The following is a 24,414-nucleotide window of genomic DNA, read 5'->3' on the forward strand; positions in this document are numbered from 1 at the left end:
CTTCGCACGGTGCTGATTCTCGCCAAGTCGCCCCAGCCCGGCCGGGTCAAGACTCGGCTGACCCCCGACTTCTCCCCCCGCGAGGCCGCCGCACTCGCCGCGGCTGCGATCCGCGACACCCTTGCCGCAGCCCGGGCCACTGGGGCTCGGACCGTCCTGTCGTGGGACGGCCCGCGCACGCCCTGGATTCCGGACGACGTGCCCGTGCACCCCCAGCGAGGTGGCGGCCTCGGCGAGCGACTCGACCACGCCTTCCGCGAGGCGTTGCCCCCCGACGGCGACGAGCCGACGCTGCTCATCGGCATGGACACGCCGCAAGTCGGCGCCGCAGACCTCCTCGCCGGCTGGCAGGGCGCAGACGCGGTGCTCGGGTTGAGCGAGGACGGCGGCTACTGGGCGATCGGGTTGCGTCGCTACCAGCCGGGCCTGTTTGTCGGCGTGCCGATGTCGACGGCCCGGACGGGTCTGGCGCAGCTCGAACGCCTTGTCTCCCAAGGGCTGTCGGTGCACCTGCTGCCGACCCAACGGGACGTCGACGAACCCGCGGACGCCGCAGCCGCAGCGACCATCGCTCCTGACACGCGCTTCGCGCGGACCTTCCGCCGGATTGTGCAGACACCCTGCGACCCGACGCTGATGTTCGACACCGCGCTCGTCCGGGGCAGCGTCCACGTCGAGGGAGAGTCGGCGGCCTTTGGGGTTCCACGACCGCTGCCAGTGGCCCAGTGGCTCACGATGTCCGACGTCGACGACCTCATCGTGAGCAGGTGTTCGGGCGCGGTGATCGACGTGGGTTGCGGGCCCGGACGATTCGTCGAGGCCCTTGCCGCGCGCGGCCTGCCCACCCTCGGGATCGACGTGTCCGGCAGCTCGGTCGGCCACACCCGCGCGCGTGGCGGAAGCGCGCTGCGTCGCAGCGTCTTCGAGCGGGTCCCGGGCGAAGGGCGCTGGCAGACGCTGCTGCTCGCCGATGGCAACGTCGGCATCGGCGGTGACCCGTTGCAGCTGCTGCACCGGTGCCGACAGCTGCTGAGTCCGGAGGGCTGGGCGCTCGTCGAGGTCGACGCCGTCGAGCACGTGGATGTGCGCACCACGGTGACCCTCACCGGCCCATGGGGTCGCCGCTCCACCCCCATCCCGTGGGCCCTGGTGGGTGCGTCTGCCCTGGTTCGGTACGCCGGGCAGGCCGGCCTGCTCGCGGTCGAGGACTGGCGTGCGGACGGCCGCGCATTCGTCACCCTGCGCCGGGCCGCCTGAGCCGATCGGCGCAGGCCTGAGCCGACCGGCGAAGGCGCAACTCCGGCCGGACCTCCCTCAGCCCGGCCAGGCCGATCACTGGCGGAGGCCGCCGGTGGCGAGCAGTGGCACGGCGAGCAGCACCACGGTCAGGACAGCCAGCCCGGCGAAGCGCGCCACGGGTCTGGACCGGGCCGGCACCCGGCGAACGAACACCCACCCCGTCACGACACCGAGGGGTGCCAGCATGCCGTCGTGGACCGCGATCCCCGCACCGATCCAGAGGACGACGCGCACCCAGCCGGTCGCAGGCACGTGGGCGAAGAACTGCCAGGCGCCCACCATGACGAGCGCCGCCCCGGCTGCTCCCCACGAGAGGCGACCCGCCCCGGCGCCGCGCAACCCGGCATACGCCTCCCTCACGACTGCACCTCCAGCTGGGTGACCCACTTGGTCTGGAGCACACCTGGACGGTTCGGCGCGATCAGTCGCACCGGAAACCCATGATCACGGGTGAGCCGAGATCCGTTGAGCCGCAAGGCCAGCAGCGTGCTCGGGTGGTCCGCGTACGCGCGCGGGAGGACGCTCTCGCGATAGGTGCCCCTGCGTTCGGCCGACACGACGCGGACGTCGCCCACCGGTCCGCCGACCAGGGCCAGCACGTCCCTGAGCCGCACTCCTTCCCACTTCGCCTGGGCGCTCCAGCCTTCGACGCAGGAGATGGGCAGGGAGACGGTGCGCTGCGTGAGAGCGCGGAGCTGTGCCGCGGTGACCGTGCGTTCACCACCCGGGCCGCGCACCACCACGTCCCAGTCGTCGTCCCCGGACGCCGGGTCGAGGGCCTCGGCGATACCGGCCTGAGCGGCGGTCCGGTTCACGGGGACCCCCATCGGGCTGGTGCCCGGGCGCCGCGAACGGAGCACCGAGACGGGTTCGAGGGCGGGCACGGACGAGCCGACCGTCAGGACCACGGCGCCGGCGGCCACACCCACGGCGCCGACGACGAAGGCGCGACGCCCCTGCTCACCCGCGACCGCGACGCCCTCGGGGGAGAGCGCGTCCCTGATCGCGGGCAGCTTCACCGCGATGTGCACCGCCAGGGCCCCGATGGCCACCCAGGCGAACGCCCAGTGCACCCTGGTGAACCCGAACCCGAAGACGTACCAACCCGCGACGTTGGCGATGCCCGTGGTCACCATCAGCAGTGACGACCCCACCAGGACGGCGATCGAGGCCCGCTCGAGCATCTGGGCCGGCGAGCCGACGACGGGCCGGGTGAACAGTCGGGGGTAGGCAGCATAGAGCTTGGCCAGCAGGAGCGGCACCGACGCCGTGCCGGATGCAACGTGCAGCCCCTGGGACACGCGATAGCCCCACGACGGACCGGTGGGGATCGGCAGCCTGGCCACCGGATACTGATGGACATGGCTCACCAGACCGGTGAGGAAGCAGACCGTGAAGGCGGCTCCCAGCCAGAGACCCATCCGGGCCACGACGGTGCGGTCGTGCACGGGAGATGCGAAGTCCTCGGGTGCAGGTGGAGCGGGCAGTCTGGGCATGCCAGCAACGCTAGGCACGCAACGACGGCTGAAACGGGCCACGCCTCTTACGGGCCGATGACGAACGGCCTCCCCTTACGGGCCGATGACGGATCGCCCGGCGCACAACCTGCAGACCCCTCCGGTCGCCGTCGTCGGACACAGTGGGTGGCATGCGCAGACTCCTCGCGGGCACGGCGGTCCTGACCGCCTGCTCCACCGCCTATGCGCTGTCCGGCGACCTGGACACCCATCGCCTGCGGCTGGCCGTCGTCATGGTCCTCTGGTGGGTGGTGGCCGTCGTGACGACCCGGTGGGTCCTTCGTCCCCGCGGGAGGGTCGCGAGTGGCGGCGTGACGTCCCCACTCCCGTTGCGGCACACGGCATTGCTGGTCTTCGTCGTTGCCCTCGCCGTTCAGCTACCGGGGCTGATCAGCCCACCGCGGTCCAGCTCCGACGCCTACCGCTATGTCTGGGACGGACGGGTCCAGCTGTCCGGAACCTCGCCCTACAGGTACGCGCCACTCGACGACCGGCTCTCCGGGCTGCGCGATCCGATCCTGTTTCCCTGGCTCCGGCCGGAAGACCACTCGGGCTATGCGACCCAACCGCTGCCGACGGACCGCAGCGAGGTGCTGGCCCGCTCGGCGAACGACCCTCGCACCGTGATCAACCGTCCGCAGGTGCCGACGATCTATCCGCCCGTCGCGCAGGCCTGGTTCGCCGCGGTCGCTGCGGTGACGCCGTGGTCCTGGGGGACGCGTGGCCTCCAAGCAGGATCGAGCCTGCTCGCGGCAGGGGTCGCCGCCGCCCTGGCGGCACTCCTTCGCCGCCGCGTTCGCGACCCGTGGGGTGCGCTGTGGTGGGCGTGGTGCCCGGCCGTGGTGGCCGAGGCCGGCAACGGCGCCCACGTGGACGTGTTGGCTGCCGGGTTCGTGGTGGCGGCACTGGCCGCGACGATGTCCGTCGGAGCCGGACGTCGAGGTCGAGTGGCGGGTCTGGCCGGCCTCTTGTCGGGCCTGGCAATCGCAGTCAAGCTCTACCCGGCCGTCATGCTGGCGCCGTTGTTCTCGTTGCGGCAGAACGCCTCCCGCGCGTTCATGGCGGTGGCTGCCGCGACCCTGACAGTTGCCCTGGCCTACCTTCCGCATTGGCTTGCGGCAGGACACCTCGTCCTGGGCTACCTGCCCGCGTACCTCCTCGAGGAGTCCGGCCCGAACCGCTCCGGCGTCCTGTCGCTGGCCCTGCCGACTGTCGCCGTGACTCCCGTTGCCGTCCTGCTTCTCGCGTTCGTGGCGGGCCTGGCCGCGTGGCGGGGCGCGCCGCATCCGGGCCGCGATCCAGCGGCGGGCACGGCGCTCGTCCTGGGTTCGCTGCTGCTGCTCACCACGCCGAGCTACCCCTGGTACGCCCTGCCCCTGGTCGCCTGCGCCGTCCTGGCAGAACGCCTCGAGTGGCTGGCGGTCGCCGCCGCCGGCGTCCTGGCCTACGCATCGGTGTCCGTCCACCCACTGCCCGCCGTGGCGTATGCCGCGTCCGCGGTCTTCGTGCTCCTCGTCGCCGCGCAGCGCTGGAGTGATCGCCCGCAGCGGCGATGACGCGCACGGCAATTCGCCTTCGGTCAACCCCTTGGGTCAGCACGTTGGATCAGCCCCTTGGGGTCAGCGCGGGGATCCCACAGAAGGGTGCCCGCCCCGTGGAGCGGACACCCATCCTGCTTCCGACCGCGGGTCAGTCCGCGACGAGGCCGGAGGTGCCGTAGGCCGTACCGGCAGCCGTGCCGATGGCCGTCAGGCCTCCTTCGGTGCCGATCTCGAAAGAGGACACCGAACCGTCACCGAGGCGCACGGACAGGGTTCGCCGGTCGGCGGACACAGCCGCGTCGGTCGGGCCTGCACCGGTGGTCGCAGCGACTGCCGCTTCGAGCGTGAGGGAGCCGTCGTGGGCGATGCGGTAGGCAGAGATCGACGTGCTCGCCGCGTTGACGACGTAGGCCCAGTCGCCAGCGACGACGAGCCAGCAGGCGGCTCTCTGGGTGTCGGCGAGGGCGTTGGTGATGGCACCGAAAGGTTGGACGCGGTACGAGGAAGCGGACCCCGTGGCTGCCTCCGAGACGACGAGGTGGCCACGCCGATCGAAGTCGAACCCGTATGGCGTCGTGCCCGCCGAGGGGTGCGGTCGTGCGTCCCGGGCGTAGCCGCCGACGACGCTGAACGTCTCGAGGCGGTTGGCTGCCTTCTCGGTCACGACGAGTGAGCGCCCGTCGGGGGTGAAGGAGACCTGGGCGGCATCAGTCGTGCCGCCTGCCGGGTTGGGGGTGAGAGCCCGCGTGGAACCGGGCAGGCTGTGCAGATGTCCTCTCGCGTCGTAGCGGAAGCCGCGGATGGTGTCATCGCCCTGGTTGAGCACGTAGCCGACCCCGTTCCGCACGGTGACGCTCACGGGGAAGTCGCCGCCGCTGCTGATCTGATCGCGAAGGACGAGGCCCTGCGACGTTGACGCCAGGGCTGACACCGAGTCATCCCCGGCGTTGACCACGAACAGGATCCGGCCATCACGGACCAGACCTCCTTGGGAGTGGAGCGAGGAACCGGCGCCGAGGCCTCCGGTGGCGACGGTTCCGGCGGGGTGCAGCGAGCCGTCCGAGCGGCGGTCGAACACGGCGACGGCGTTTCCTGTCGCCGCGTTGGTGGCTTCGTAGACGTGGCCCACGGCGGTCGGTCCAGCGGCGGGCTCTTGGGCGGAAGCGGTTCCGGTGGCGGCGACCAGAATGGCGGCAGCTGCCGTGGCCGTGGCTGCGACGAGGACCGTTGAGCGGGTGGTGGTCATGAGAGTCATCCCTTTCGGTTGGTGGTTCGCGATGACTCGGTCAACCTCCGCGGGAGTGGTTGCCCTTCCCGATTTCGCGGCTCGTAAGAGCGCCGTAAGAGCGGCCTTGCGCGACAAGGCATTTCGGGCGTGAAGTGGCGCAGACTTTCTTCGCCGTCGGCGTAGTGCAGCTCATGGCGCTAGCCGCGGAACCACCGCTTCTTGGTGCGCGGGGCATCGGTCTCGTCGGGAGACCGGGTCTGGAAGTCTGCGCTGCTCTGGAAGTCTGCGCTGCCCTCGAAGTCTTCGGTGCTGCCCTCGATGGCTATCAGCTGGAGACTGAGGAAGAAGCCGGACTCCTGGTCTCCGGTGACGGACTCGAGCTCGACGTGCCCGTCCTCGGCGAGGAAGTTGAACACATCCAGGCCGGGGAGACGCAGCTCCGAGATCCACACCGCCTCGAGGAAGCTGGACACCTGACGCTCGGGCGTGCCGGGCCGGTAGCGGACCATGGCGACCAGCAGACGCTGGGGGTCCTCCGTGACCTCCACCTCGACCTGACTGAACATCACGCTCGACGCCAGTCGTTGACGGAGCCTGGACGCGGCGGCGTCGAGCAGGGCACCAGACGCGGGCGGCAGGTTCATCGTCAGCGCGGCCCTGAGTCGCACGAATTCGACGCGGTCCACGCCGGTGAGACTGCCCGACTAGAGTCGAATGGGCAACTGCCAGATCGCCGGCGGTGCGAGTCGAGCCGCCCGGGAGGGACCAGCCATGAAGGTTCTCGTCGTGGAAGACGACGTAGACATCCAGGACATCGTCATCAGCGTGCTGAGTCGCGCTGGCTACGACGTGCTCACCGAGGGCAACGGTGACGCAGGACTGGCCGCCGCGCTGGCGCAGCAACCCGACCTGGTGATCCTGGACTGGATGATGCCGGGTCTGACCGGGGTCGAGGTCTGCCGGGCCATGCGTGCGGACCCTCGGGCCAAGGACATCGCGATCCTGCTGCTCACGTCTCGAGCCCAGGAGGCCGACATCGACCAAGCCTTCACCGCGGGAGCCGATGACTACATGGTCAAGCCGTTTCGGGGCCGCGAGCTGCTCAGTCGGGTGCAGTCCCTGACGGCCAAGGATGTCAGTTCAACCTAGGCAGCAGTCCGGGTGTCACGCCCGACGATCTACTACGAGACGCCCCCTACGCCCCTTGTCGGCAGCAGCGTTGACCCGGCCCGGCACTTGCCCAGGTCACCTGGTCAGCCGAACCCATCAGGGCACGTCGAAGGGGGGACGCCAAGCGCAGGCCAGCGGCGTAGCGTCTGATCAGGGTCGTGACCACGTTCCCGGCCGGCCCGGAGGTAGAGGCAGTGAGCGCCGAAATAGGAGGTTGGGAAATGTTCGAAGCACTGAGGGCGACTCCGACCATCGCGGTGTCAGACATCGAGAGGGCCAAGAAGTTCTACGGCGAGACGTTGGGCCTGAAGGTCAACGACGAGAGGGCCGATGGAGTCCGGTACGACGCGGGCGGAGGGTCACTGGTGCTCGTCTATCCGTCCCAGTTCGCCGGAACTGCCAAGAGCACCTACATGGGCTTCGACGTGGACGACGTCGAGAAGGCGGTGGGTGAGCTCCGCGAGCGCGGGGTGGTCTTCGAGGAGTACGACATGCCGGGGTTGAAGACGGTGGGTGGCATCGCCGAGATCGAGGGCGTCAAGGGCGCCTGGTTCAAGGACCCTGACGGCAACATCCTGTCGATCGGCCAGGAGACCTGACACCGGCCCCCGTGGGGCCATGGGTAAGACGCGAGAAGGGACGTCATGCGGTACCTGGGGGCTGCGCCGTCCTGCGGGACCGGGCGCTCAGGCTCCGCTGTGCCATGTCGAACGTCGACAGCACCTCCAGCAGGAACTCGGCCGCGGCCGACATGACCCGGCGCACGTCCTCTTCGCGACTGTCTTCGAGCACCTCGGCGAGAACGAGGTGGTGGACGTGGACCAGGTCGAGCAGGCTCACGCGCCGGACGATGGCTTGTCGCCCCAGCTCGTAACCCAGGGTCAGCGCCGCCTCGCTGCGTTGCGGCAGGTAGCGCTGGAACGCGGCTCGATAGTCAAGGGTCAGGTCCCCGACGTCACTCACGTCTGTTCCCGTGTCCACGGATTCTCGAGAGGAAGTCGAGGCCCTCCTCCAGGTCCAGCGCAGTCGGCACTTCGCCCATCCCCATGCCCAGGCGCACCATGGCATACGCCACCTCGGGCTGGATGCCCACGATGACGGTGACCGCTCCCCGAAGGCGGGCGATGTCGGCGATCGACTGCAGCGTGCGCGACCCGAAGCTGTCGATCACGTCCAGAGCCGCGACGTCGATGATGACGCCGCGCGCCCTGTGCTCACCGATCTGGCGGACGAGGTCGTGTTGGAACCGGACCATCTCGGAGTCGTCCAGGGCAGTGTGGACCGACGCGACGAGGGTGTCACCCTGACGCAGGATGGAGACGAGGGCCGGTCCTGAGTTCACGAGCCGTCCGTCACCGCCTTGCGGGTCACCGCGTATCCGAGCAGCCGCTCGGCCTCCTCCAGACCGCCCTGCAGGTCGCCGATGGTGTTCATCTTGCTCAGGTCCACACCGATGGTGACCAGGGTCTGCGCAATCGTGGGCGAAAGGCCCGTGATGATGACGCTGGCGCCCATGAGCCGCGAGGCGTCCACGGTCTGCACCAGGTGGTTGGCGACGGTCTCGTCGACATCTGGGGCACCGGTGATGTCGATGACCACCACCTTGGCGCGGTGGGTGCGTATGCCGCTCAGCAGCTGTTCGGTCAGCTGCCTGGCTCGCTCGCTGTCCAGAACGCCGATGATCGGCAGGATGAGCAGCCTCTCCCGGACCGGAAGCACTGGCGTGGAGAGCTCCTTGATGGCGTCCTGCTGCTGGCGGATGACGCGCTCACGCTCGTCGACGAAGCTGACGGCCACCGTGTTGGCGATCCGGTTTGCGGCCGGCTCGTAGGCGTCGAGGATCTGGTTGAGTAGGGCGAAGTCCCGCTGGTACTTCTCGAACAGTGACCGAGCCAGGACGTCCCTCAGCAGCAGGACGATGCCGACCACTTCATGAGTCTCCACCCCCCGCGGGATGATCCGCTCTGAGAGGTCGCGGGCGTAGTGCTGCAACGCCTCCACACTGCCGGTCTCGAGCACCTCTACGTAGTTGTCGTACACCGACGTGGTCTCGGCGATCATCTCCTGCGGTGTCATGGCCTCGAGCAGATGCGCATCCCTGATGCGGGACGCCCACTCGTTGCGCAGCTTCGCCCGGTGCTCCCTGAGGTGGGCCACCAGCTGGGGAAGCAGCTGGTTGCCGGACAGCGACAGGTCTTGCTCTGAAGGATTCTCCGTGTTCTGGGCGTTCATGCTCATCCCTTCTTGTCGAACCATTTGGTCATGCTGACGGTGGTGCCGTGCCCTGCCTCCGAGACGATGTTGAACTCGTCCATCAGGCGCCTGGCGCCGGGAAGCCCAAGGCCGAGTCCGCTGTAGGTGCTGTAGCCGTCCTCCATGGCCAGCTCGACGTCCGGTATGCCGGGTCCGGCGTCCCGGGCGACGACGCGAATGCCTGTTCGTGGTTGCTCGAGCAGCTCGATCGTCACCTCCCCGTGCGAGGCGAACCGAACGATGTTGCGGGCCACCTCGGACACAGCCGTGGCGAGCAGTGTCAGGTCGGTCCCGGTGAAGCCGGCGCGCACCGCGAGCTCCCGAGCCGCTTGACGAACCGCCACGATGTCCGGGTCGCCGCTGATGAGCACGTGCACCTCGTCGTCGCGCACCGGCCCTCTGCCAAGCAGAGGCTGGCTGAGCCGGGCGCAGAGCTCGCATTCGAGCAGGTGGCGAGCCGCGTCGACCTCCCGCTGACGTCGTCGGTCCGCACTCGAGAGCGCCAACAGCACCGGTCGGCAGCGGTCCGTCGGAGGTTCAGCGCGCTCCAGCGCCAGGAGGTACTCGACCCGTAACCGGGCCCGGGTGCGCTTCAGCTGGGCGGCAACAGCGCCAGCGGTGCTGCCTGTCTCGTCCGCGAGCGACTGGGTGGGTCGACCGCTCACCTCGTGGGCCAGCAAGACCTCTCGTTCGCGATCGGTCAATCGGCGGAGCGCCTCCGTGATTGCGGATTGCTCCTCAGACGCGACGACGACCTCTTCCGCCTCGTCGGGCTCGCTGGGGTCGTGGACCCTGTGCCTGTTGCGGGCCTCTCGGTCGTCGTTGCGCCACATGGTCGCCATGACGTTGCGAACGGTGGCGATCGCATACGGCTCGATCATCCCGGGCTCGATCCGGTCCTCAGCCGCCAGCACCCGGAGCAGTGTCTCCTGGACCAGGTCCTCGGCCGCGGGGTGCTGACCCACACGGGCCGCAACGATTCGCCGCAGCATGGGGATCAGGGCGGCGACGTCTGCCGCCCCTCCAGACTCCTGCGGCTCGTCGGTCGCCCGGGCCGTGCTCACGGGAGCGACCCTACGCCTCGACGCGCAGTTCCACCTCTCTGACCTGCGGCTTTGCCCGAACGCCACACCACCCGGCACGTCGAGGCGCCGGTGCATGGGGGCGGGTCCCGGGTGGAGGCCGCATGGCGCCAGGAGAGGAACCTCGCATCCCGGCGCCATGCGGCTGGCCCTGCCCCCGCCATCACGTGGTGCACGCGCTGCTAACGCGCGTCGGCGTCCGTTTGCTGTAGCGGTGGCGCTTGAGACCCTGACGCCTGAGGCGGTTCCGGTGGCTGCATGGCCGACGGTGTCCTCGGGGAAGCGGACTCGGGTCTCCCCGCGATGGGTCTGCCGTGGGAGACCGGAAGGCTGTCCCCCACCGTCCAGGTCTCCAGCTTCTGGAGAACGTGCAGCAGCCCCAGCACCAGGACCGGCGCGACCAAAGCGACGGCCTTCATACCGGTTCGACGCGAGCTCGCCCGGAGCGGGCTCTGCGTATCCTCCGTCCGTTGCGGCTCTCCCCGCGCGGAAAGGCAAGCCATGGTTCGATGGCGAAGCTGTTGACGTCGATGGCGATCCCCATGAGATCCAGCTGCAGCGGTCGGACCACAGGCCGCAGACCGCTGTCGAAGGGCACCAGATCTGCCGGAGCGCTGGCACGACGGCTGTCGACGCCGACCAGGGTCCCGTCCGGCTCGCGAAGCTCCCCGGTGAAGACCCCGGTCACGAAAGCACCACGCGGCACGATCACCAGTCGCTGGAGCCGCAAGGAGCCGGTCATGGTCCCCGAGCGCCCACGGGGAGATCGGAACGTCCCCGTGATCGCGATGCCGTCACTGTCCGGAGGACGCGGCGCACCACGACTGGGTCGGGGTCTGAAGGCGATCACGGTCATGACGGGTCTCCAACTAGATCGGGCGGGGGACGCTTTTCGGTTTGGCGGGGTGGCAGTGGCGCCCCTGCCGTGAGGGGTGACGCAGGGACGCCACTGCCGCTTGGGGTGCTGACGCCGCCTCAGAGACCGAGACCGGTCAGCAGGCGGTTGAGCAGCGCGGCGATTCCGCCCAAGGGGTTACCCGGCCCGTCGAGCAGACCGGCCACGGCACACAGCAGGTTGCCCAGCAGGTTGCCTGCACCCGGGACTGCGGTGATGTCCAAGTTGACGGGGGCAAGGTCGATCACCAGGCCCAACACGTCGAGGTGGAGCGGGCCGAGGTCAAGGGTCAAGATGGTGCACCCCTGCGTCACCGCCACGTCCTGCAGCGGGGCCGTGAAGGCTGTACCGCCCACCGGCAGGCCGGTGCCGGTGATGGTCCCGGAGAGCTGCACCACCCCATCGGCGACCGATGTCGTCAGGTTGCTCAGGGCACCGGTGAACGCCGTGCCGTCGGGCAGGGCTCCCGTCACGGGCAGCGTGGTGGTCGCGGGCTGTGCAGCCGGAGCCACAGCCTTCGCCATGGGCGCTGCACTGGCGGACGCGGCGGCGGGAACGAGTCCGACTGCGCCGGCCAGGAGGATCGCGGTGCCGGTTCCGACAACTTTGGTCTTCAACATGACTTGCTCCTTCGGTGGAGCCCGGTAAAAGCTCCGTAGGGGCTTGCACTCCGTCGGCGAGGCGTGGACCTGTGGGTCCAACTGGTTCCTGGCCACACAGATGAAGACTCCGGTCACCAGCCACATGACGCGGGATTTCCCGCTCGGTCGACCCTGGGGCGCCAACATTCCGGCGTGGCGAAGACCGCTATCCATGGACAGCCGCGTCATGCGTGACCAGCGAAGGCGTCCGCGCGACGTGATGGTGAGGAAGAACTTCGCGATCGACCCTGCCCAGACTCTCGGCGTCAGATACCCCTAGCGGGTACAGACAGAGGGCGCCCAACTTGCGTTTCCGCAGGTCAGGCGCCCTCTGTGCACGTGGTGGCAGGTGAAGGATTCGAACCTTCGAAGCTTTCGCGATGGATTTACAGCCCGCCGTATGCCGCCCGCTCACCTGCCGCTTCACGGCTCGCGCGCGAACTTCGCCGCGATTTCCCCACAGCCACTCGACGCCAACCGAAGCCAGACGACATCAGTCGGACACCTCAAGCATGGGAATGTCATGGCAGGTGGCGCGCTGCAGGTCTCTCAGGGAAGGTCGGGTACGTGCCTTAGCTGGATTCGCTCTCGCCGTTCGACGTAGGCCGGGAGGATCTCCACTTCGTCGTCAGCAAACCAGGCGAACGGGTCGGTGCTGGCGACCAAGGAGAAGTTGGCCCACGGCTCGAAGGAGCCCGACCTGATCACGAACTTGGCCCGAGGGGCGTAGTCGCTGCAGAGGAGCTCGTGGCTGGCCGAGCTGAACATCGCGCCGGATCCCGTGAAGATCTCCTGCACCTCTCGGTAGAGCCTCGGATGGTGCGACTTGAGCTCCGGCGCGAAGACCGCCTCCTCGACGTAGACCTGGTCGAGGACGACCCGCAGCACGTCACGCACGTCGATCAACCCGGGACGTACGCCGAGGTCGATCCGGTGGGCATCGGCCGGGATCGGGAACCCGGCGTCGGTGACGAGGATGGTGTCGGTGTGACCGAGAGTCGCCAGCGCCTGCGCCAGCTCCGGGTGGAGGAGCGTTCCGCCCTTCATCGCCGCACTCCGGCCTCGGCGAGGAAGGCGTCGACCGTTGTCCGGTCGCGGTAGGACGGCACGGTTTCCCAGCCCTCACAGCACAGGGCCGCGACAGCATTGGCGAATCGCACCGACTCGACGAGCTCCCGGCCCTCGGCGAGGGCAACGGCGAGTCCAGCGTTGAAGCTGTCGCCTGCTCCGTTGGAGTCGACAACGTCCACCTGGTGCGGCGCCACGTGGACCTGGTCGTCAGGGGTGAACAGATCGACGCCGTGCTCACCCCTGGTGATCACCACGGCACCCGCTCCCATGGCGAGCAGCCGGTCTGCGATGAGCCGGTTGTCTTCGTTGCTGTCGGGGTCCAGTCCGAGTAGCACCCGCGCCTCCGTCTGGTTCGGCGTGATGACGTCCACGCCCGCCAGCCCATCGGGGGGTAGGACCGCGACCAAGGGCACGGCAGGTGCCGGGTTGAGCACGGTGAGGCCACCCGCCTGCTTGGCGGCCGCCAGGCCGGCGAGGGCTGTTGCCAGCGGGATCTCCAGCTGCGCCAGGGCGACCCGTGCCTCGCGAAGCGAAGCCGTAGCCGCCGCCACGTCGTCGGTCGAGAAGAGGGCATTCGCGCCGGGGTCGATGACGATGATGTTGTGCCCCGCCTCGTCCTTGATGATCAGGCCGACACCCGTGGGCTGGTCCGGCGTCACCCTGACATGTGTGGTCGTGACCCCCTCCTCAGCCAGCAGCTCGAGGAACTCCCGCCCGAAGGGATCGTCGCCCACGACTCCGATGAAATCGACGGCTGCCCCTAGTCGCGCCGCCTGCACCGCCATGTCAGATCCCTTGCCACCAAAGGTCTGTCGGTAGTCCCTGCCCACCAAGGTCTCGCCAGTCGTGGGGATCCGGTCGGCGGTGATGACGATCGCCTTGGCATAGCTCCCGACCACGGTCACCCGGGCGCCCTTGGCATCCTCAGTAGGCATTGGCATCACCCACCAGCCCGTCGACGATCTGCGGTGCCGAGCTGGTGCCGACCAGCTCGGCTCCCGCCTCGAACATGGCCTGCATCTTCTCGAGCGAGTTGACCTTGCCGGAGACCTTGACGCGACAGGGCGGTTCGATGTTCGCCTTGAGGAGGGCCACGTCTTCGACGGTGGCGGCGCAGCCGCCCACACCCCAGCCACTGGACTGCTTCACCCAGTCGATGCCGGCCTCGTAGGCGATTCGCGTCGCTAGCACCTTCTGCTCCTCGTCGAGGTAGCCGAACTCGAGCATCGCCTTGACCTTCATGCCCTCGTCATGCGCGGCCTTGACGATCTCGTTCATGTCGCGCGTGTACTCGTCGATCTGGCCACCCAGCAGGTAGCCGGGGTGAGGCGGGAAGTCGAACTCGTCAGCTCCGGCCTTGGCCAGCTCCCGCAGGGCCGCAAGCCGCATACCAAGGGTGTCGTTGGCCATGGGGAAGTTCAGGGTCGAGGCAACCTTGACGTCGGAACCGGCCAGCACCTCCTTGCCCAGAGAGACCCAGACCGGTGCGATCATGGCGGCGTCGAACCCGTACTCTCGCGCGGTCCGCAGGTGTTCGAGCACTCCGTCGCGGGTGAGGTCGGGGTTGACGTTGGTGTACTGGATGGCGTTGGCGACGGCCTTGGGGTCGGCAAAGTCGATCATGAGTGGTCCTTTTCGGTGATGGATTGAGTCACGTGGGCTGGGTCAGTCGGAGGCCGGCCCGGTCGGAGCGGACGTGGGGGCCGTTGGCGGTGGACCAGGGGACGCCTGCGGGGGCGCCGATGGCGGCCTCGTCAACGACGAGTCCGCTTCCCGGCTGGTCGCCGAGAACCAGGCCCCCGTCGGCAACGGTGTGGTCGACGCTGAGGCCGAGTGGCTCTTCGAGGTTCTGCACCTCGATGGCGATGACGTTGGGAAGGGCGGTCGATGCTGCCGCCAGGGGATTCGTGTGGTAGCCCACCGGACTGACTGGGAGGTCGTACGCGTGGGCGATGGCGGCCACCCGCAGGAAGTGGGTGATCCCCCAGACACTGCCGGCTTGGACGACGTCGACCCCCTGGGCCGTGAGCAGTGATCGATACTGCTCGAGCCCGGTGAGGTTCTCTCCGGTCGCGACCGCGGCCTTGATGCCACGACGGACCAGGTGATGACCCTCGGCGTCCCAGCGCCGCACGGGCTCCTCGACCCAGGTGAGGTCGAGGTGTTCCTCGAGCATGGCGACGTGGCGGATCGCTTCCTTGGGCTGCCAGACCTCGTTGGCGTCGAGCATGAGGGCGGGCGAGGCGTTGCCTCGTGCCAGGACATCGCGCACCAGTCGCAGCCGGGCGAGGTCGCGAGTCGGATCGAGCCCCCCCTTGACCTTCGCGGCCGTGAAGCCTCGGGCAGCGAAAGACTCGTACACCTCGACCAGCTCGTCGTCGCCCAGACCCGCGTCGAGCCCCGAGGCGTAGCCCGGAACGAACCGATCCCTGCCCCCGAGCAGGCGCCACAACGGTTCTCCGGCAAGCTTGGCCTTGAGGTCCCACAGCGCCATGTCGAGAGCGCCGACGGCTCCGAACGTCGCGCCCTGGTGCCCGGTCTTGAACACCTGCCGCAGCATCCGGTCGTAGAGGGAGACCACCGCGCGCGGGTCCTCGCCTTCGACGGCCGCGAACACGCGGTCCACATCGCGATGTGCCCCGAGGCCGACACCCTCGACCCCTTCGTCGGTCTCGACGATCAAGATGGGCACCTCGGTCACCGCGTCCGGGATGAACCCGTTGGCGTCACCGACGGAGCGCCCCCACCGGTGGTAGGTCGTGAGGCTGCGGTATCCAGTGATCTTCATGTCAGCCCTTCGTCGCGCCGGCGGTCAGGCCGGTGACGAGGAACCGCTGAGCGATCAGGAAGACCACGAGCACCGGCGCGACGGACACGAGCGTGGCCAGCACGAGCTCTGGGGGGCTCACGGCGGCGTTGGCACCCACGACAGGGTTGAAGTTGGGTGTCGAGGCGAGCATCTGCGTCAGGCCGACCTGCATGGGGTAGGCATCGCTGCCTGGCAGCATCACGTAGGGCAGGAAGAAGTTGTTCCAGTTCTGCACGAAGCTGAAGAAGCCCACCAAGGCCACCACCGGCGTGGAGAGGGGTAGCACGATCGACGTGAAGGTCCGCAGTTCCCCACAGCCGTCGATCTTGGCCGCCTCGAGTAGCTCGCTGGGCATGGCCGTGGAGAAGTAGATGTAGGCCAGGTAGACGCCGAACGGGAAGAACGAGTACGGCAGGACGACCGACAGGGGTGTGTTGACGAGGCTGACGTAGTTGATCTCGAGGAAGATGGGCAGCACGAGCGAGGTCGCAGGCATGAGCATCACGACGAGGGTCGCGACCAGGAGCAGCCGCCGGCCGCGAAACCGCATCTTTGCCAAGGCGTAGCCGGCGGGGACGCTCACGAACAGGGTCAGGACCAGGGCCAAGCCCGCGTAGAGAACCGAGTTGGTCATCCAGGTGCGGATGGCTCCGTCCTGGAACGACATCAAGGCGTTCCAGTTGTCGCGCAGCGCGGACAGGCTCCCGAGGCTGAAGGGTCCGTCGTTCACCAGTTCGCCCGAGTCCTTGGTGGCCGCCAGGAAGAGCCAGATGACGGGCACGAGGAAGAACAGGGCGAACACGCCGAGCACGATCGCCATCAGCGCCCGGCCGGCGAACGTGCCGGAGGTGGGTGAGTTGCCTGATCTCCGGTATGCCACACGGCGGGCTTGGAGTCGGTTGGGCCGTGTCGTGGTGGTTGTCATGACGTCTCCCTCAGTCCGTCTCGAAGAGTCGACCGCGGGCGACGAAGAGCCCCGCTGCGAGTGCCGCGACGACGAGCAACATGATCGAGATGGCCGCTGATCCGTTGAAGTCGTTCTGACCGAAGGCGTAGATGTAGGCGAGCTGGTTGACGCTGTAGTCGTTGGGAACGACGCCGAAGCTGGCCTGCGAGACGAGCTGGGGTTCCACGAACAGCTGGGTTCCCGCGGCCAGGGAGAGGATCAGCATGTAGACGATGGACTTGCGGATCATCGGCAGCTCGATCTGCAATGCGCTCCGGACGGGACCGCACCCGTCGACCTTGGCGGCCTCGATGACCTCGGTGGGAATCGTGTTCAGGGCGCCGTAGAGCACCAGGATCCAGCCGCCAGCACCCGTCCAGAAGGCGATGAGGGCGAAGATCACCGGCAGGTGTCCGGGCGCCACGACCTGCTGGAACGTGTCGGAACCCGTGGCCTTGAGCACCCAGGCCACCGGGCTCACCGTGGGGTCCAGGAGGAACAGCCACAGCAGGACACTCGAGGCACCCGCCAGGGCGCCTGGGATGTAGTAGGCGAACCGGACGAAGGTCTTGGTCCGACGTCGCACCAAACGGTTCATGACCAAGGTCAGAGTCACGACGAAGACGGAGAGGAGCAGAAGCCAGATTGCGACGAACGCTGCCACGTGGCCCACGGCCGGGAGGAACCGGAAGTCGGTGGCGGCCTTGGTGAAGTTGGACAGGCCCGCGAAACCCCCCGACCCGGTGGTGAACGCAAGGTAGAGCGAGTAGAGCACCGGGATGACCCCGAAGAACAGGAACAGGATGGCGAACGGCGTCACGAAAAGGTACCCGGCCTTGCCGTTCCCCCGGGAGCCGGCGGCGGGCCGGCTCCCGGGGATCGTTGCAGTGGGGATTGCCATGATGTCAGCTGGTCTTGACCTGGTAGCCGAGGATCTTGCCTTCGTTCTCGATCTGCTTCTGCCATGCGGGGAGCAGGGACTCGATGGTCTCGCCCTTGGTCATACCCGCTTGGACGACCTTGGCCCAGATCGCTTCCTGGCTGAAGGACGGCGAGCCCCAGCCGGACCAAACCTGCCCGGCTGCCTGCTGGAGGGCAGGAGCGATGTCACCGGCGTAGTACCCGCTCTTCTGCGTCTCGGCCAGCCACGCTGTGGCCGCCTGACTGTATGCCGGGTACGTGGGCAGGAGCGTTCCCCCGACGGCGGACTGGCTCGTGACCCAGGTTGCGAAGTCGGCCGCCGCCTTGAGGTTCTTGCTGTGGGCCGAGACCCACCACGCGCCGCCGCCGACGTTGCCGGTCGCCGCAGTAGCGGCGTCCCATGCCAGCGGAGGGGCAACTGCCAGCTGACCCTTCGGCGTCTTGAGCGTGCCTTGGAAGACGGCGCCGCCGTACCACGACGGGCCGGGCAGCATGAGCACCTTGTCGGCCTTGGTCTTGGCGAACTCGGGGCCGAACAGCGACAGGGTCGACATGGACTTGTTGGCGATCAGGCCGTCGAGGAGCTTGGCTGCCTTCACACAGTTGGGGTCGCCCGTGTTGACCGTGAGCTTGGTGGGCCCGTCGACCTGGTTGGCGGGGCACTGCGCGGCCCACATGTAGATCTCTGGCGCCCAGGCGTCACCGGCCGTGCCGACCAGGTATCCCGGGTGCTCCGCAGACACCTTGTTCCCGAGCTGCTCGTACTCCGCCCACGTCTTGGGGACGGAGTAGCCCCACTCGTCCATCAGCTTCTTGTTGTACCAGAGCACATTCTGAGCCAGATCATTGCGGAGGCAGTAGGCCACCCCGTCAAGGGTGCACACATCCAGCGCGCCCTTGGAGTACCCGTCGAGCGTCGCGGTGGGCACCATCCCCTTGTTGACGGGGGCGAGGGCGCCAGTGCCGCCCTGTGAACCCCAGGCAGCTGAGCTGTTGTCCGTTGTGAAGGCGACGTCGGGCCAGCCGGAGCCGGCGCGGTCGAACAACTGCGTCTTGGTCTTGAACGAGTTCGACCCGTTGGCATTGCCGTCGTACGCGACGATCTTGACCTTGACGTCCGGGTGAGCCGCGACATACGCCTCAGCGACCGGCTGGCGCGTCGAGTCGACCCACACGGTGATCTCGGCCTTCTCGTCCTGCGCTGCGGTCTTGAAGCCGAAAGGACTTCCGGCATCCGCGCTGTTCTTGGTTCCGCCAACGCTTTGCCCGCCAGCGCACGCGGCCAGGGCCAGCGCGCAGGCAAGGGCGGTTGCTGCGACCACGGCCCGCTGCGTCCGAGCGGCCGCTGATGCGGCGCCGGCTGGGGTGTTCCGCATTCCGATACCCATGGGATGACTCCTTCGTCGAGCAGGTCTTCAGCGGCCTGGTGCCGCGTTGGCTGACTCTTAACATGTCATACATATGATGATCATGCAATAGGCTGATGCTACTACTATCCCGCCAGGCAGTACTTGCGATCAGGAGGAGGCTGCACGATGACAACCGCTGAAGGGAGATGGACCGCTCCGGCCCGAGCTCAGCGCTCCAGCCTGGGCACCGTGGTCATCGCGACCCTGGTGGACCAGATCGTCAGCGGCGCCCTGCAGGTAGGCACGATCCTCCCCTCCGAGGCCGAGCTCGGGGAGCAGCTCGGCGTCTCGCGGACGGTGATCCGCGAGTCGGTGAAGACGCTGCAGTCCAAGGGACTTCTTTCGAGCCGCCAGGGGGTCGGGACGGTCGTGCGAGCCATGGACTCGTGGGACCTCATCGACGAGGTCGTCCTGAGCGCCATGGTCAAGTACGACGAGTCGCTGGGCATCCTCGATGACCTCGTGTCAGTCCGGGCGGCGCTGGAGATGGCCATGGCGGAGGAGGCTTGCAGAGGTCAGCAGGCTGCCGATCTGAGCGAACTGCGGCTGACCTACGCCGAGATGACCGAGAGCTCCAGCGATGCCCAGGCGTTCGCCCGGGCCGACGTGCAGTTTCACGATGCCGTCATGGCCCTGTCCGGAAACCGGCTGGGGCGCGCCATCGTCACCAGCATCCACGACCAGGCCCGCACCACCGGTCGGTACCACGGCTCGGCAACCCAGGCCAACATCGACATCACGCTGGCCGAGCATCGGGCCATCCTTGATGCCCTTGAGCACCGGGACGGCGCTCGCGCGGGGCTGGCGATGCGGGCGCACATCCTCGGGTCGTGGGAGCGACGCCGTCCGGCCGCCGCGGACGCCCGCGGCGCCAACTGACGGACTCAGAGAAGCCCTTCGACGATGGCGTCGGCGTCGTCCCAGAACGCCTCGGGCACGGGCTGTGACAGCCACCGGACGGCAGATTCGGCGTGGTCGGGTTTGCCGATTCCGGCGACGACGCTCGCGACAGCAGCGTGCCTGAGGGGGAACTGCAGGGCGACCTGGGGAAGGGTGCAGCCGTGTTCCCGGGCGAGGGTGGCGAGGTCACGAGCTGCCTGCAGGAGGCCTGCATCAGGGGTTTCGTAGTTGAAGTGCGATTCTGCGTGGGGATCGGCTCTCGCCAGCAGGCCGGAGTTGAACGGCGCAGCAGCCACGACGCTGACCCCTCGCCCTAGGCAGGCCTCGAGCAGCGGTGCACCCGTGCGGTCGAGCAAGGTCCATCTGCCCGCCACCATGACGACGTCCAGGTCGCTCTCCTGCACGAACCGCAGCGGCCCCTGCCACTGGTTCATGCCTACGCCGACCGCCCTCACGATGCCTTCGTCGCGCATGCGCACCAGTTCGGGCAGCGCTCCGTCGAGAACTTCTTGCGTGAAGTCGTCGGGGTCGTGCACGTACGCGACATCGACGTGGTCGACGCCCAGGCGCTCGAGGCTCTCCTCCAGGCTGCGGCGTACTCCTGGGCCCGAGTAGTCCAGTTCGCGGCGCAGGTCGTCGGCGACGTCGAACTGGTGGGCCATGTCAGACCCCGTGGCGTTCACGTTGGAGACCAGCAGCCGACCGACCTTGGTGGAGAGAACGTACTCGGCGCGCGGCCGATCAACCAACGCCGCTCCCAGTCGGCGCTCAGAGAGTCCGAGGCCGTAGTGGGGGGCAGTGTCGAAGTAGCGAATTCCGTTGTCCCACGACGTATTCACCACCGCGCCGGCCTGCTCGTCCGCGACCGCTCGATACAAGTTCCCGAGGTTGGCACCCCCGAAGCCCAGTGTGGTCACCTCGACGTCGGTCGCCCCCAGCCGTCGCCTTTCGAGGTTGGTCATGGCAGGCCGTACCAGGTCGAGGCGGTACCCCCGAGGACCGACCGCTGCTCAGATGGCGATAGCTGGGAGACAAGCTCCTCGTTGGCTCTCCACACCGTCGCATAGTCGGCGCGAATGAGGCAGACGGGCCAGTCGGAGCCCGCCATCATCCGGTCAGGACCGAAGACCGCGAGGGCGTGGGCGGCATACGGCTCGAGGTCGGCGACCGACCAGGTCGGGGACGCCTCCGTGACCATCCCGGACAGTTTGCAGGCCACGTTCTCGGATGTCGCGAGGTCGGCCAGGTGGGTGGACCAGGGCTCGAGGTCACCCGTCGCGATCGACGGCTTGCCGAGGTGGCTCAGGACGAACCGGACCTCCGGGGCCTGGCGTGCAGTCTCGATTGCGGCGGGGAGCTGGTTCTCGTGGATGAGGAAGTCGAAGGCGAGCCCCGCCCCACCCACGGCCGCCAGCCCTCGCCGCACGTCCTTGCGGTTCAGCCACAGGGGGTCGGCCTCGAGCTGCGCCTGGTGTCGCAGACCCACCAGGTGCTCCCCGCCCGGCGAGGACGTGAGCTCGGCGATCCGCTCCGACACATCCGGCGCGGTCAGGTCGACCCAACCGACGACGCCGCGGACGACTGGGGTCGTGGCGGCGAGGGCCAGCAACTCGGCGGTCTCTGCCGCGACGTTGATCGTCTCGACGAGGACGGTCCCGCTGACGCGGGCGGCAACCAGTTGCGGCTCGAGCTGACCGATCGTGAAGGTTCGGTCGATCTCGGGAAATGCCGTCGTCCATCCCTGGGGCCGAACGTCGAGGTCCCAGACGTGGTGGTGGGCGTCGATGCGATCGGCGGTCGCTGTGGTCACGATCTGGGTCGCAGTCGAAGCCGGTCCATCCCGCCGTCCACGGCCAATGTGGTGCCGGTCGTGGAGCCGGCAAGAGGGGAGGCGAAGTATGCGACGGCGTGCGCGATCTCCTCCGGGGTGACCAGTCGCCCGTGGGGCTGCCTGGCCTCCAGCGCTGCTCGCTCTGCGGCAGGGTCATCTGCGGCGTTGAGCAGGCGTTGCACCCACGGGGTGTCGGCCGTGCCGGGGTTCACCGCGTTGACCCGGATGCCCTCGGGCAACAGGTCCGCCGCCATGGCGAGCGTCAGCGACAGGACGGCGCCCTTGCTGGCTGAGTAGACCGCCCGGTTGGGCAGGCCGGCCGTCGCGGCGATGGAGCAGATGTTGACGATGGCGGCGTGGGCCGACTCGCGCAGACTCGGCAGGGCAGCGCGAGTCACGCGCACGATGCCGAGGACGTTGATGTCCAGCACCTTGAGCCACTCCGCGTCGTCGTTGGCGTCGACGCCGCCCTGCGCCCCGATGCCGGCGTTGTTGGCGACGATGTCGAGTCCCCCAAGGGTAGTGACGGCCTCAGTGACGGCAGCGCGGACCGCGGTGTCGTCACTGACGTCGGCTGCGACAGCGAGGTGCCTGCCACCAACGACCGGGCTGACATCGCGGTCCAGCACCGCGACCGCCGCACCGCGGTCAGCCAACAGGTCGGCGATCGCCAGACCGATACCCGAGGCGCCACCCGTGACGAGCGCTTTGAGACCTGCGAACTCTGCAGTGGCACTCATCACGCGGCTCCGAAGGTCTGGCGCTGGCGGCCGAGCCCGTCGATCTCGAGCTCGACGACGTCCCCGGCCTTGAGGTAGGGAGTGCCCGGCACGCCGAGGGCGACCCCGGCGGGGGTGCCGGTGTTGATCACGTCACCGGGGTAGAGCGTCATGAACTGGCTGATGTAGTGGACGAGGAAGTGGGCTCCGTAGACCATGTCTGAGGTCTTGCCGTCCTGCTTGAGTTCGCCGTTGACCCAGAGGCGGAGGGTGAGCGCCTGCGGATCGGCCACCTCGTCGGGGGTCACCAGCCAGGGGCCGAACGGGTTGAAGGTCGCGCAGTTCTTGCCCTTGTCCCACTGCCCGCCGCGTTCGATCTGGAACTCGCGCTCGGAGACGTCGTGGCTGATGGCGTAGCCGCCGATGTGCGCTGCCGCAGCGGCAGGACTCTCGAGGTAGGCCGCCTCGCGGCCGATCACCACAGCGAGCTCCACCTCCCAGTCGGTCTTCGCCGAGGCTCGCGGGACGAGGACCTCGTCGTCCGGCCCCACCACCGTGTCGGGAGCCTTCATGAACAGCACGGGCTCGCTCGGGACGGCGGCACCGGTCTCGGCGGCGTGGTCGCGGTAGTTGAGCCCGACACAGACGATCTTGCCGATCTTGGCCAGCGGGGGACCGAACCGAGTGGACCCGTCGATCACCGGCAGGTCGCCGGCGGACAGTGCCCGCCCCACGGTCGTGTCGAGGCCCCCGGACAGGACCGTGCCATCCAGGTCGCCGATGACGCTGCTGAGGTCGCGCCACGCCCCCGACTCGTCCTGGACAGCGGGACGCTCTGCGCCAGCGGCCCCGATGCGTGCCAACTTCATGGGTACTGCCTTCCTTGCCCACCAAGTGGCACAGGCCGCGCGGTGGGTGTGCTGGTGCGGGTCGCGGGGGACCCTGCGGATGACACGCTCTCGACGGCCTAATCATTATTCGTCATACGTATTCTGTCAAGACGCTTTTCTGGTTATGCTGCGGCCATGAGCGCAAACCTGTCCTCGCCGTGGCCACGCCGGCCGCGTCGTCTCGCCACCGCCGTGGTCGAGGAGCTGGTCGACCGGATCGTGAGCGACGAACTGGTCACCGGCGACAGCCTGCCCACCGAACCGGTGCTGTGCCAGACCTTCGGTGTGAGCCGCACCGTCGTGCGCGAAGCGGTGAAGGCACTCGAGGCAATGCGCCTGGTCACGGTCCAGCAGGGTCAGGGGACGCGGGTCCGCCCCCTGGCCGACTGGGACCTGCTGAACCCCACAGTGCTGTCGGCCGTTGTTCGCCACGACGCTGGCAACTCGATCCTGGAGGACCTGGTCGACGTTCGCCGGGCGTTGGAAGCCCAGATGGCTGGTCAGGCCGCCACCAACGCCACGGAAGCCGACCGAGCTGCAATCACCGAGTGCATGATTGCGCTCGACGGCAGCATCGACGACGCCTCGGCCTACCTGACCGCTGATGTGGCCTTCCATGACGCGATCATGGCCGCCTCACGAAATCGTCTGGGGCGAGCCATGATCCACACCGTGACCGTCGAGGCCTATCGCAGCATGCGTTTCGTCGGCGACCCCTCCAGGGAGCACATCCAGTTGACCCACGAGGCCCACCAACGGGTTCACGAGGCAGTCCTGGCCGGTGACGCAAAAGCAGCCGAGCAGGCGATGGACGAACACATCCTTGAATCGTGGCAGCGCAGGCGCCCCGCTAAGGAGAAGCCGTGAAGGTCGCCCCGCACGGACCTCAGCCGCGGGCACACATCTGGCAGCAACCTCACTGGTTCAGTCGTCCTCGCCCTATCTGACGGCGGGCGGCCGCATCCACCTCGGAACGCAGATTTCTCCGCCCATTCCCCGCGCGCCCAAACAGACCCAGCATTTGCGCAGGTTACGCCAGGCGACAAGGCCGTAAATCTTCCGGCCTCAGATACCCCTAGCGGGTAGAGACAGAGGGCGCCCAACTTGCGCTTCCGCAGGTCAGGCGCCCTCTGTGCACGTGGTGGCAGGTGAAGGATTCGAACCTTCGAAGCTTTCGCGATGGATTTACAGTCCACTCCCATTGGCCGCTCGGGCAACCTGCCGTGGTGCGCGTGGAAGGATAGCAAGGACACCCACGAATGCCGAAACCGGTAGTCGCCTGACCCGGCGAC

27 protein-coding genes and 2 tRNA genes are annotated in these 24,414 nt (G+C 68.2%); 6 read left to right on the forward strand and 23 right to left on the reverse strand.

What is annotated here, in order from left to right:
• Positions 1-9: 9 nt before the first annotated feature.
• Complete coding sequence (locus AC1DYG_RS07555) at positions 10-1,257, forward strand: TIGR04282 family arsenosugar biosynthesis glycosyltransferase (RefSeq protein ID WP_477639240.1); 1,248 nt, start codon at positions 10-12, stop codon at positions 1,255-1,257.
• A gap of 75 nt (positions 1,258-1,332) precedes the next feature.
• On the opposite strand, the gene AC1DYG_RS07560 is transcribed toward AC1DYG_RS07555, so the two are convergent.
• Together AC1DYG_RS07560 and AC1DYG_RS07565 are read right to left on the reverse strand one after the other, a co-directional pair.
• Positions 1,333-1,659 carry a hypothetical protein gene (locus tag AC1DYG_RS07560; RefSeq protein WP_477639241.1) on the reverse strand — a complete coding sequence of 109 codons (327 nt, stop codon included), beginning with the start codon at positions 1,657-1,659 and terminating at the stop codon, positions 1,333-1,335.
• Positions 1,656-2,795 (reverse strand): molybdopterin-dependent oxidoreductase, encoded by a 1,140-nt coding sequence (locus AC1DYG_RS07565; protein ID WP_477639242.1) that lies wholly within the window; start codon positions 2,793-2,795, stop codon positions 1,656-1,658. Before AC1DYG_RS07565 ends, AC1DYG_RS07560 begins: the two co-directional genes overlap by 4 nt.
• Positions 2,796-2,947: 152 nt before the next feature.
• Between AC1DYG_RS07565 and AC1DYG_RS07570 the strand changes: the two genes are divergently transcribed.
• Positions 2,948-4,372 (forward strand): glycosyltransferase 87 family protein, encoded by a 1,425-nt coding sequence (locus AC1DYG_RS07570; RefSeq protein ID WP_477639243.1) that lies wholly within the window; start codon positions 2,948-2,950, stop codon positions 4,370-4,372.
• Between the two features lie 133 nt (positions 4,373-4,505).
• Here AC1DYG_RS07570 and AC1DYG_RS07575 read toward each other — a convergent pair whose 3' ends face one another.
• Together AC1DYG_RS07575 and AC1DYG_RS07580 are read right to left on the reverse strand one after the other, a co-directional pair.
• Positions 4,506-5,603: a lactonase family protein gene (locus tag AC1DYG_RS07575; protein ID WP_477639244.1), complete on the reverse strand. Its 1,098-nt coding sequence runs from the start codon at positions 5,601-5,603 to the stop codon at positions 4,506-4,508.
• A 179-nt stretch (positions 5,604-5,782) separates the two neighbouring features.
• Entirely contained in the window at positions 5,783-6,271 is a 489-nt protein-coding gene (locus AC1DYG_RS07580; RefSeq protein WP_477639245.1) for a hypothetical protein, read from the reverse strand.
• A gap of 100 nt (positions 6,272-6,371) precedes the next feature.
• Here AC1DYG_RS07580 and AC1DYG_RS07585 point away from each other — a divergent pair, with 100 nt between their 5' ends.
• Together AC1DYG_RS07585 and AC1DYG_RS07590 are read left to right on the forward strand one after the other, a co-directional pair.
• A complete protein-coding gene (locus tag AC1DYG_RS07585; protein ID WP_477639246.1) occupies positions 6,372-6,734 on the forward strand; it encodes a response regulator transcription factor in 363 nt (120 codons plus the stop codon).
• Positions 6,735-6,976: 242 nt separating this feature from the next.
• The gene (locus AC1DYG_RS07590) at positions 6,977-7,354 is read left to right on the forward strand and encodes a VOC family protein (RefSeq protein WP_477639247.1); all 378 of its coding nucleotides are present in this window, start codon (positions 6,977-6,979) and stop codon (positions 7,352-7,354) included.
• 43 nt (positions 7,355-7,397) lie between these two features.
• Here the strand turns inward: AC1DYG_RS07590 and AC1DYG_RS07595 are convergent, their stop codons facing one another.
• The 14 genes from AC1DYG_RS07595 to AC1DYG_RS07660 form a co-directional block, all read right to left on the reverse strand.
• A complete protein-coding gene (locus AC1DYG_RS07595) occupies positions 7,398-7,718 on the reverse strand; it encodes a phosphatase RsbU N-terminal domain-containing protein (RefSeq protein WP_477639248.1) in 321 nt (106 codons plus the stop codon).
• The gene (locus tag AC1DYG_RS07600; protein WP_477639249.1) at positions 7,711-8,097 is read right to left on the reverse strand and encodes an STAS domain-containing protein; all 387 of its coding nucleotides are present in this window, start codon (positions 8,095-8,097) and stop codon (positions 7,711-7,713) included. The genes AC1DYG_RS07595 and AC1DYG_RS07600 overlap by 8 nt, the downstream gene beginning before the upstream one ends.
• On the reverse strand, positions 8,094-8,987 hold the full coding sequence (locus tag AC1DYG_RS07605; protein WP_477639250.1) for an STAS domain-containing protein: 894 nt from the start codon (positions 8,985-8,987) through the stop codon (positions 8,094-8,096). Before AC1DYG_RS07605 ends, AC1DYG_RS07600 begins: the two co-directional genes overlap by 4 nt.
• A 2-nt stretch (positions 8,988-8,989) precedes the next feature.
• A complete protein-coding gene (locus AC1DYG_RS07610) occupies positions 8,990-10,072 on the reverse strand; it encodes a sigma-70 family RNA polymerase sigma factor (RefSeq protein ID WP_477639251.1) in 1,083 nt (360 codons plus the stop codon).
• Between the two features lie 433 nt (positions 10,073-10,505).
• Positions 10,506-10,832 (reverse strand): hypothetical protein, encoded by a 327-nt coding sequence (locus AC1DYG_RS07615; protein WP_477639252.1) that lies wholly within the window; start codon positions 10,830-10,832, stop codon positions 10,506-10,508.
• A 233-nt stretch (positions 10,833-11,065) separates the two neighbouring features.
• On the reverse strand, positions 11,066-11,605 hold the full coding sequence (locus AC1DYG_RS07620) for an ABC transporter substrate-binding protein (protein ID WP_477639253.1): 540 nt from the start codon (positions 11,603-11,605) through the stop codon (positions 11,066-11,068).
• A 361-nt stretch (positions 11,606-11,966) separates the two neighbouring features.
• Positions 11,967-12,046, reverse strand: a tRNA-Tyr gene (locus AC1DYG_RS07625).
• A gap of 129 nt (positions 12,047-12,175) precedes the next feature.
• Positions 12,176-12,673: a D-ribose pyranase gene (gene rbsD / locus AC1DYG_RS07630; RefSeq protein ID WP_477639254.1), complete on the reverse strand. Its 498-nt coding sequence runs from the start codon at positions 12,671-12,673 to the stop codon at positions 12,176-12,178.
• Complete coding sequence (locus AC1DYG_RS07635; RefSeq protein WP_477639255.1) at positions 12,670-13,632, reverse strand: ribokinase; 963 nt, start codon at positions 13,630-13,632, stop codon at positions 12,670-12,672. The genes rbsD and AC1DYG_RS07635 overlap by 4 nt, the downstream gene beginning before the upstream one ends.
• The gene (gene deoC / locus AC1DYG_RS07640) at positions 13,622-14,320 is read right to left on the reverse strand and encodes a deoxyribose-phosphate aldolase (protein WP_477639256.1); all 699 of its coding nucleotides are present in this window, start codon (positions 14,318-14,320) and stop codon (positions 13,622-13,624) included. The genes AC1DYG_RS07635 and deoC overlap by 11 nt, the downstream gene beginning before the upstream one ends.
• Before the next feature lie 28 nt (positions 14,321-14,348).
• Positions 14,349-15,485: a mandelate racemase/muconate lactonizing enzyme family protein gene (locus AC1DYG_RS07645; protein ID WP_477639257.1), complete on the reverse strand. Its 1,137-nt coding sequence runs from the start codon at positions 15,483-15,485 to the stop codon at positions 14,349-14,351.
• A 1-nt stretch (position 15,486) separates the two neighbouring features.
• Positions 15,487-16,431: a carbohydrate ABC transporter permease gene (locus AC1DYG_RS07650; protein WP_477639258.1), complete on the reverse strand. Its 945-nt coding sequence runs from the start codon at positions 16,429-16,431 to the stop codon at positions 15,487-15,489.
• A gap of 10 nt (positions 16,432-16,441) precedes the next feature.
• Complete coding sequence (locus tag AC1DYG_RS07655) at positions 16,442-17,353, reverse strand: carbohydrate ABC transporter permease (RefSeq protein WP_477639259.1); 912 nt, start codon at positions 17,351-17,353, stop codon at positions 16,442-16,444.
• Between the two features lie 4 nt (positions 17,354-17,357).
• Positions 17,358-18,761: an ABC transporter substrate-binding protein gene (locus tag AC1DYG_RS07660; RefSeq protein WP_477639260.1), complete on the reverse strand. Its 1,404-nt coding sequence runs from the start codon at positions 18,759-18,761 to the stop codon at positions 17,358-17,360.
• Positions 18,762-18,908: 147 nt separating this feature from the next.
• On the opposite strand from AC1DYG_RS07660, the gene AC1DYG_RS07665 reads away from it, so the two are divergent.
• Positions 18,909-19,661 (forward strand): FadR/GntR family transcriptional regulator, encoded by a 753-nt coding sequence (locus AC1DYG_RS07665; RefSeq protein WP_477639261.1) that lies wholly within the window; start codon positions 18,909-18,911, stop codon positions 19,659-19,661.
• A 5-nt stretch (positions 19,662-19,666) separates the two neighbouring features.
• Here AC1DYG_RS07665 and AC1DYG_RS07670 read toward each other — a convergent pair whose 3' ends face one another.
• The 4 genes from AC1DYG_RS07670 to AC1DYG_RS07685 are packed head-to-tail and all read right to left on the reverse strand — an operon-like array spanning position 19,667 to position 23,101.
• Positions 19,667-20,644 (reverse strand): aldo/keto reductase, encoded by a 978-nt coding sequence (locus tag AC1DYG_RS07670; protein WP_477639262.1) that lies wholly within the window; start codon positions 20,642-20,644, stop codon positions 19,667-19,669.
• A complete protein-coding gene (locus AC1DYG_RS07675) occupies positions 20,641-21,492 on the reverse strand; it encodes an amidohydrolase family protein (protein WP_477639263.1) in 852 nt (283 codons plus the stop codon). The genes AC1DYG_RS07670 and AC1DYG_RS07675 overlap by 4 nt, the downstream gene beginning before the upstream one ends.
• Complete coding sequence (locus tag AC1DYG_RS07680; protein ID WP_477639264.1) at positions 21,489-22,253, reverse strand: SDR family NAD(P)-dependent oxidoreductase; 765 nt, start codon at positions 22,251-22,253, stop codon at positions 21,489-21,491. The genes AC1DYG_RS07675 and AC1DYG_RS07680 overlap by 4 nt, the downstream gene beginning before the upstream one ends.
• Complete coding sequence (locus AC1DYG_RS07685; RefSeq protein WP_477639265.1) at positions 22,253-23,101, reverse strand: fumarylacetoacetate hydrolase family protein; 849 nt, start codon at positions 23,099-23,101, stop codon at positions 22,253-22,255. Before AC1DYG_RS07685 ends, AC1DYG_RS07680 begins: the two co-directional genes overlap by 1 nt.
• A 156-nt stretch (positions 23,102-23,257) precedes the next feature.
• Here AC1DYG_RS07685 and AC1DYG_RS07690 point away from each other — a divergent pair, with 156 nt between their 5' ends.
• Positions 23,258-23,989, forward strand: coding sequence for a FadR/GntR family transcriptional regulator (locus AC1DYG_RS07690; protein WP_477639266.1), 732 nt, complete (start codon positions 23,258-23,260; stop codon positions 23,987-23,989).
• Between the two features lie 272 nt (positions 23,990-24,261).
• Here the strand turns inward: AC1DYG_RS07690 and AC1DYG_RS07695 are convergent.
• Positions 24,262-24,345 (reverse strand) — tRNA-Tyr (locus AC1DYG_RS07695).
• Positions 24,346-24,414 lie beyond the last annotated feature (69 nt).

Source organism: Pedococcus sp. P1_H8 (assembly GCF_056405175.1).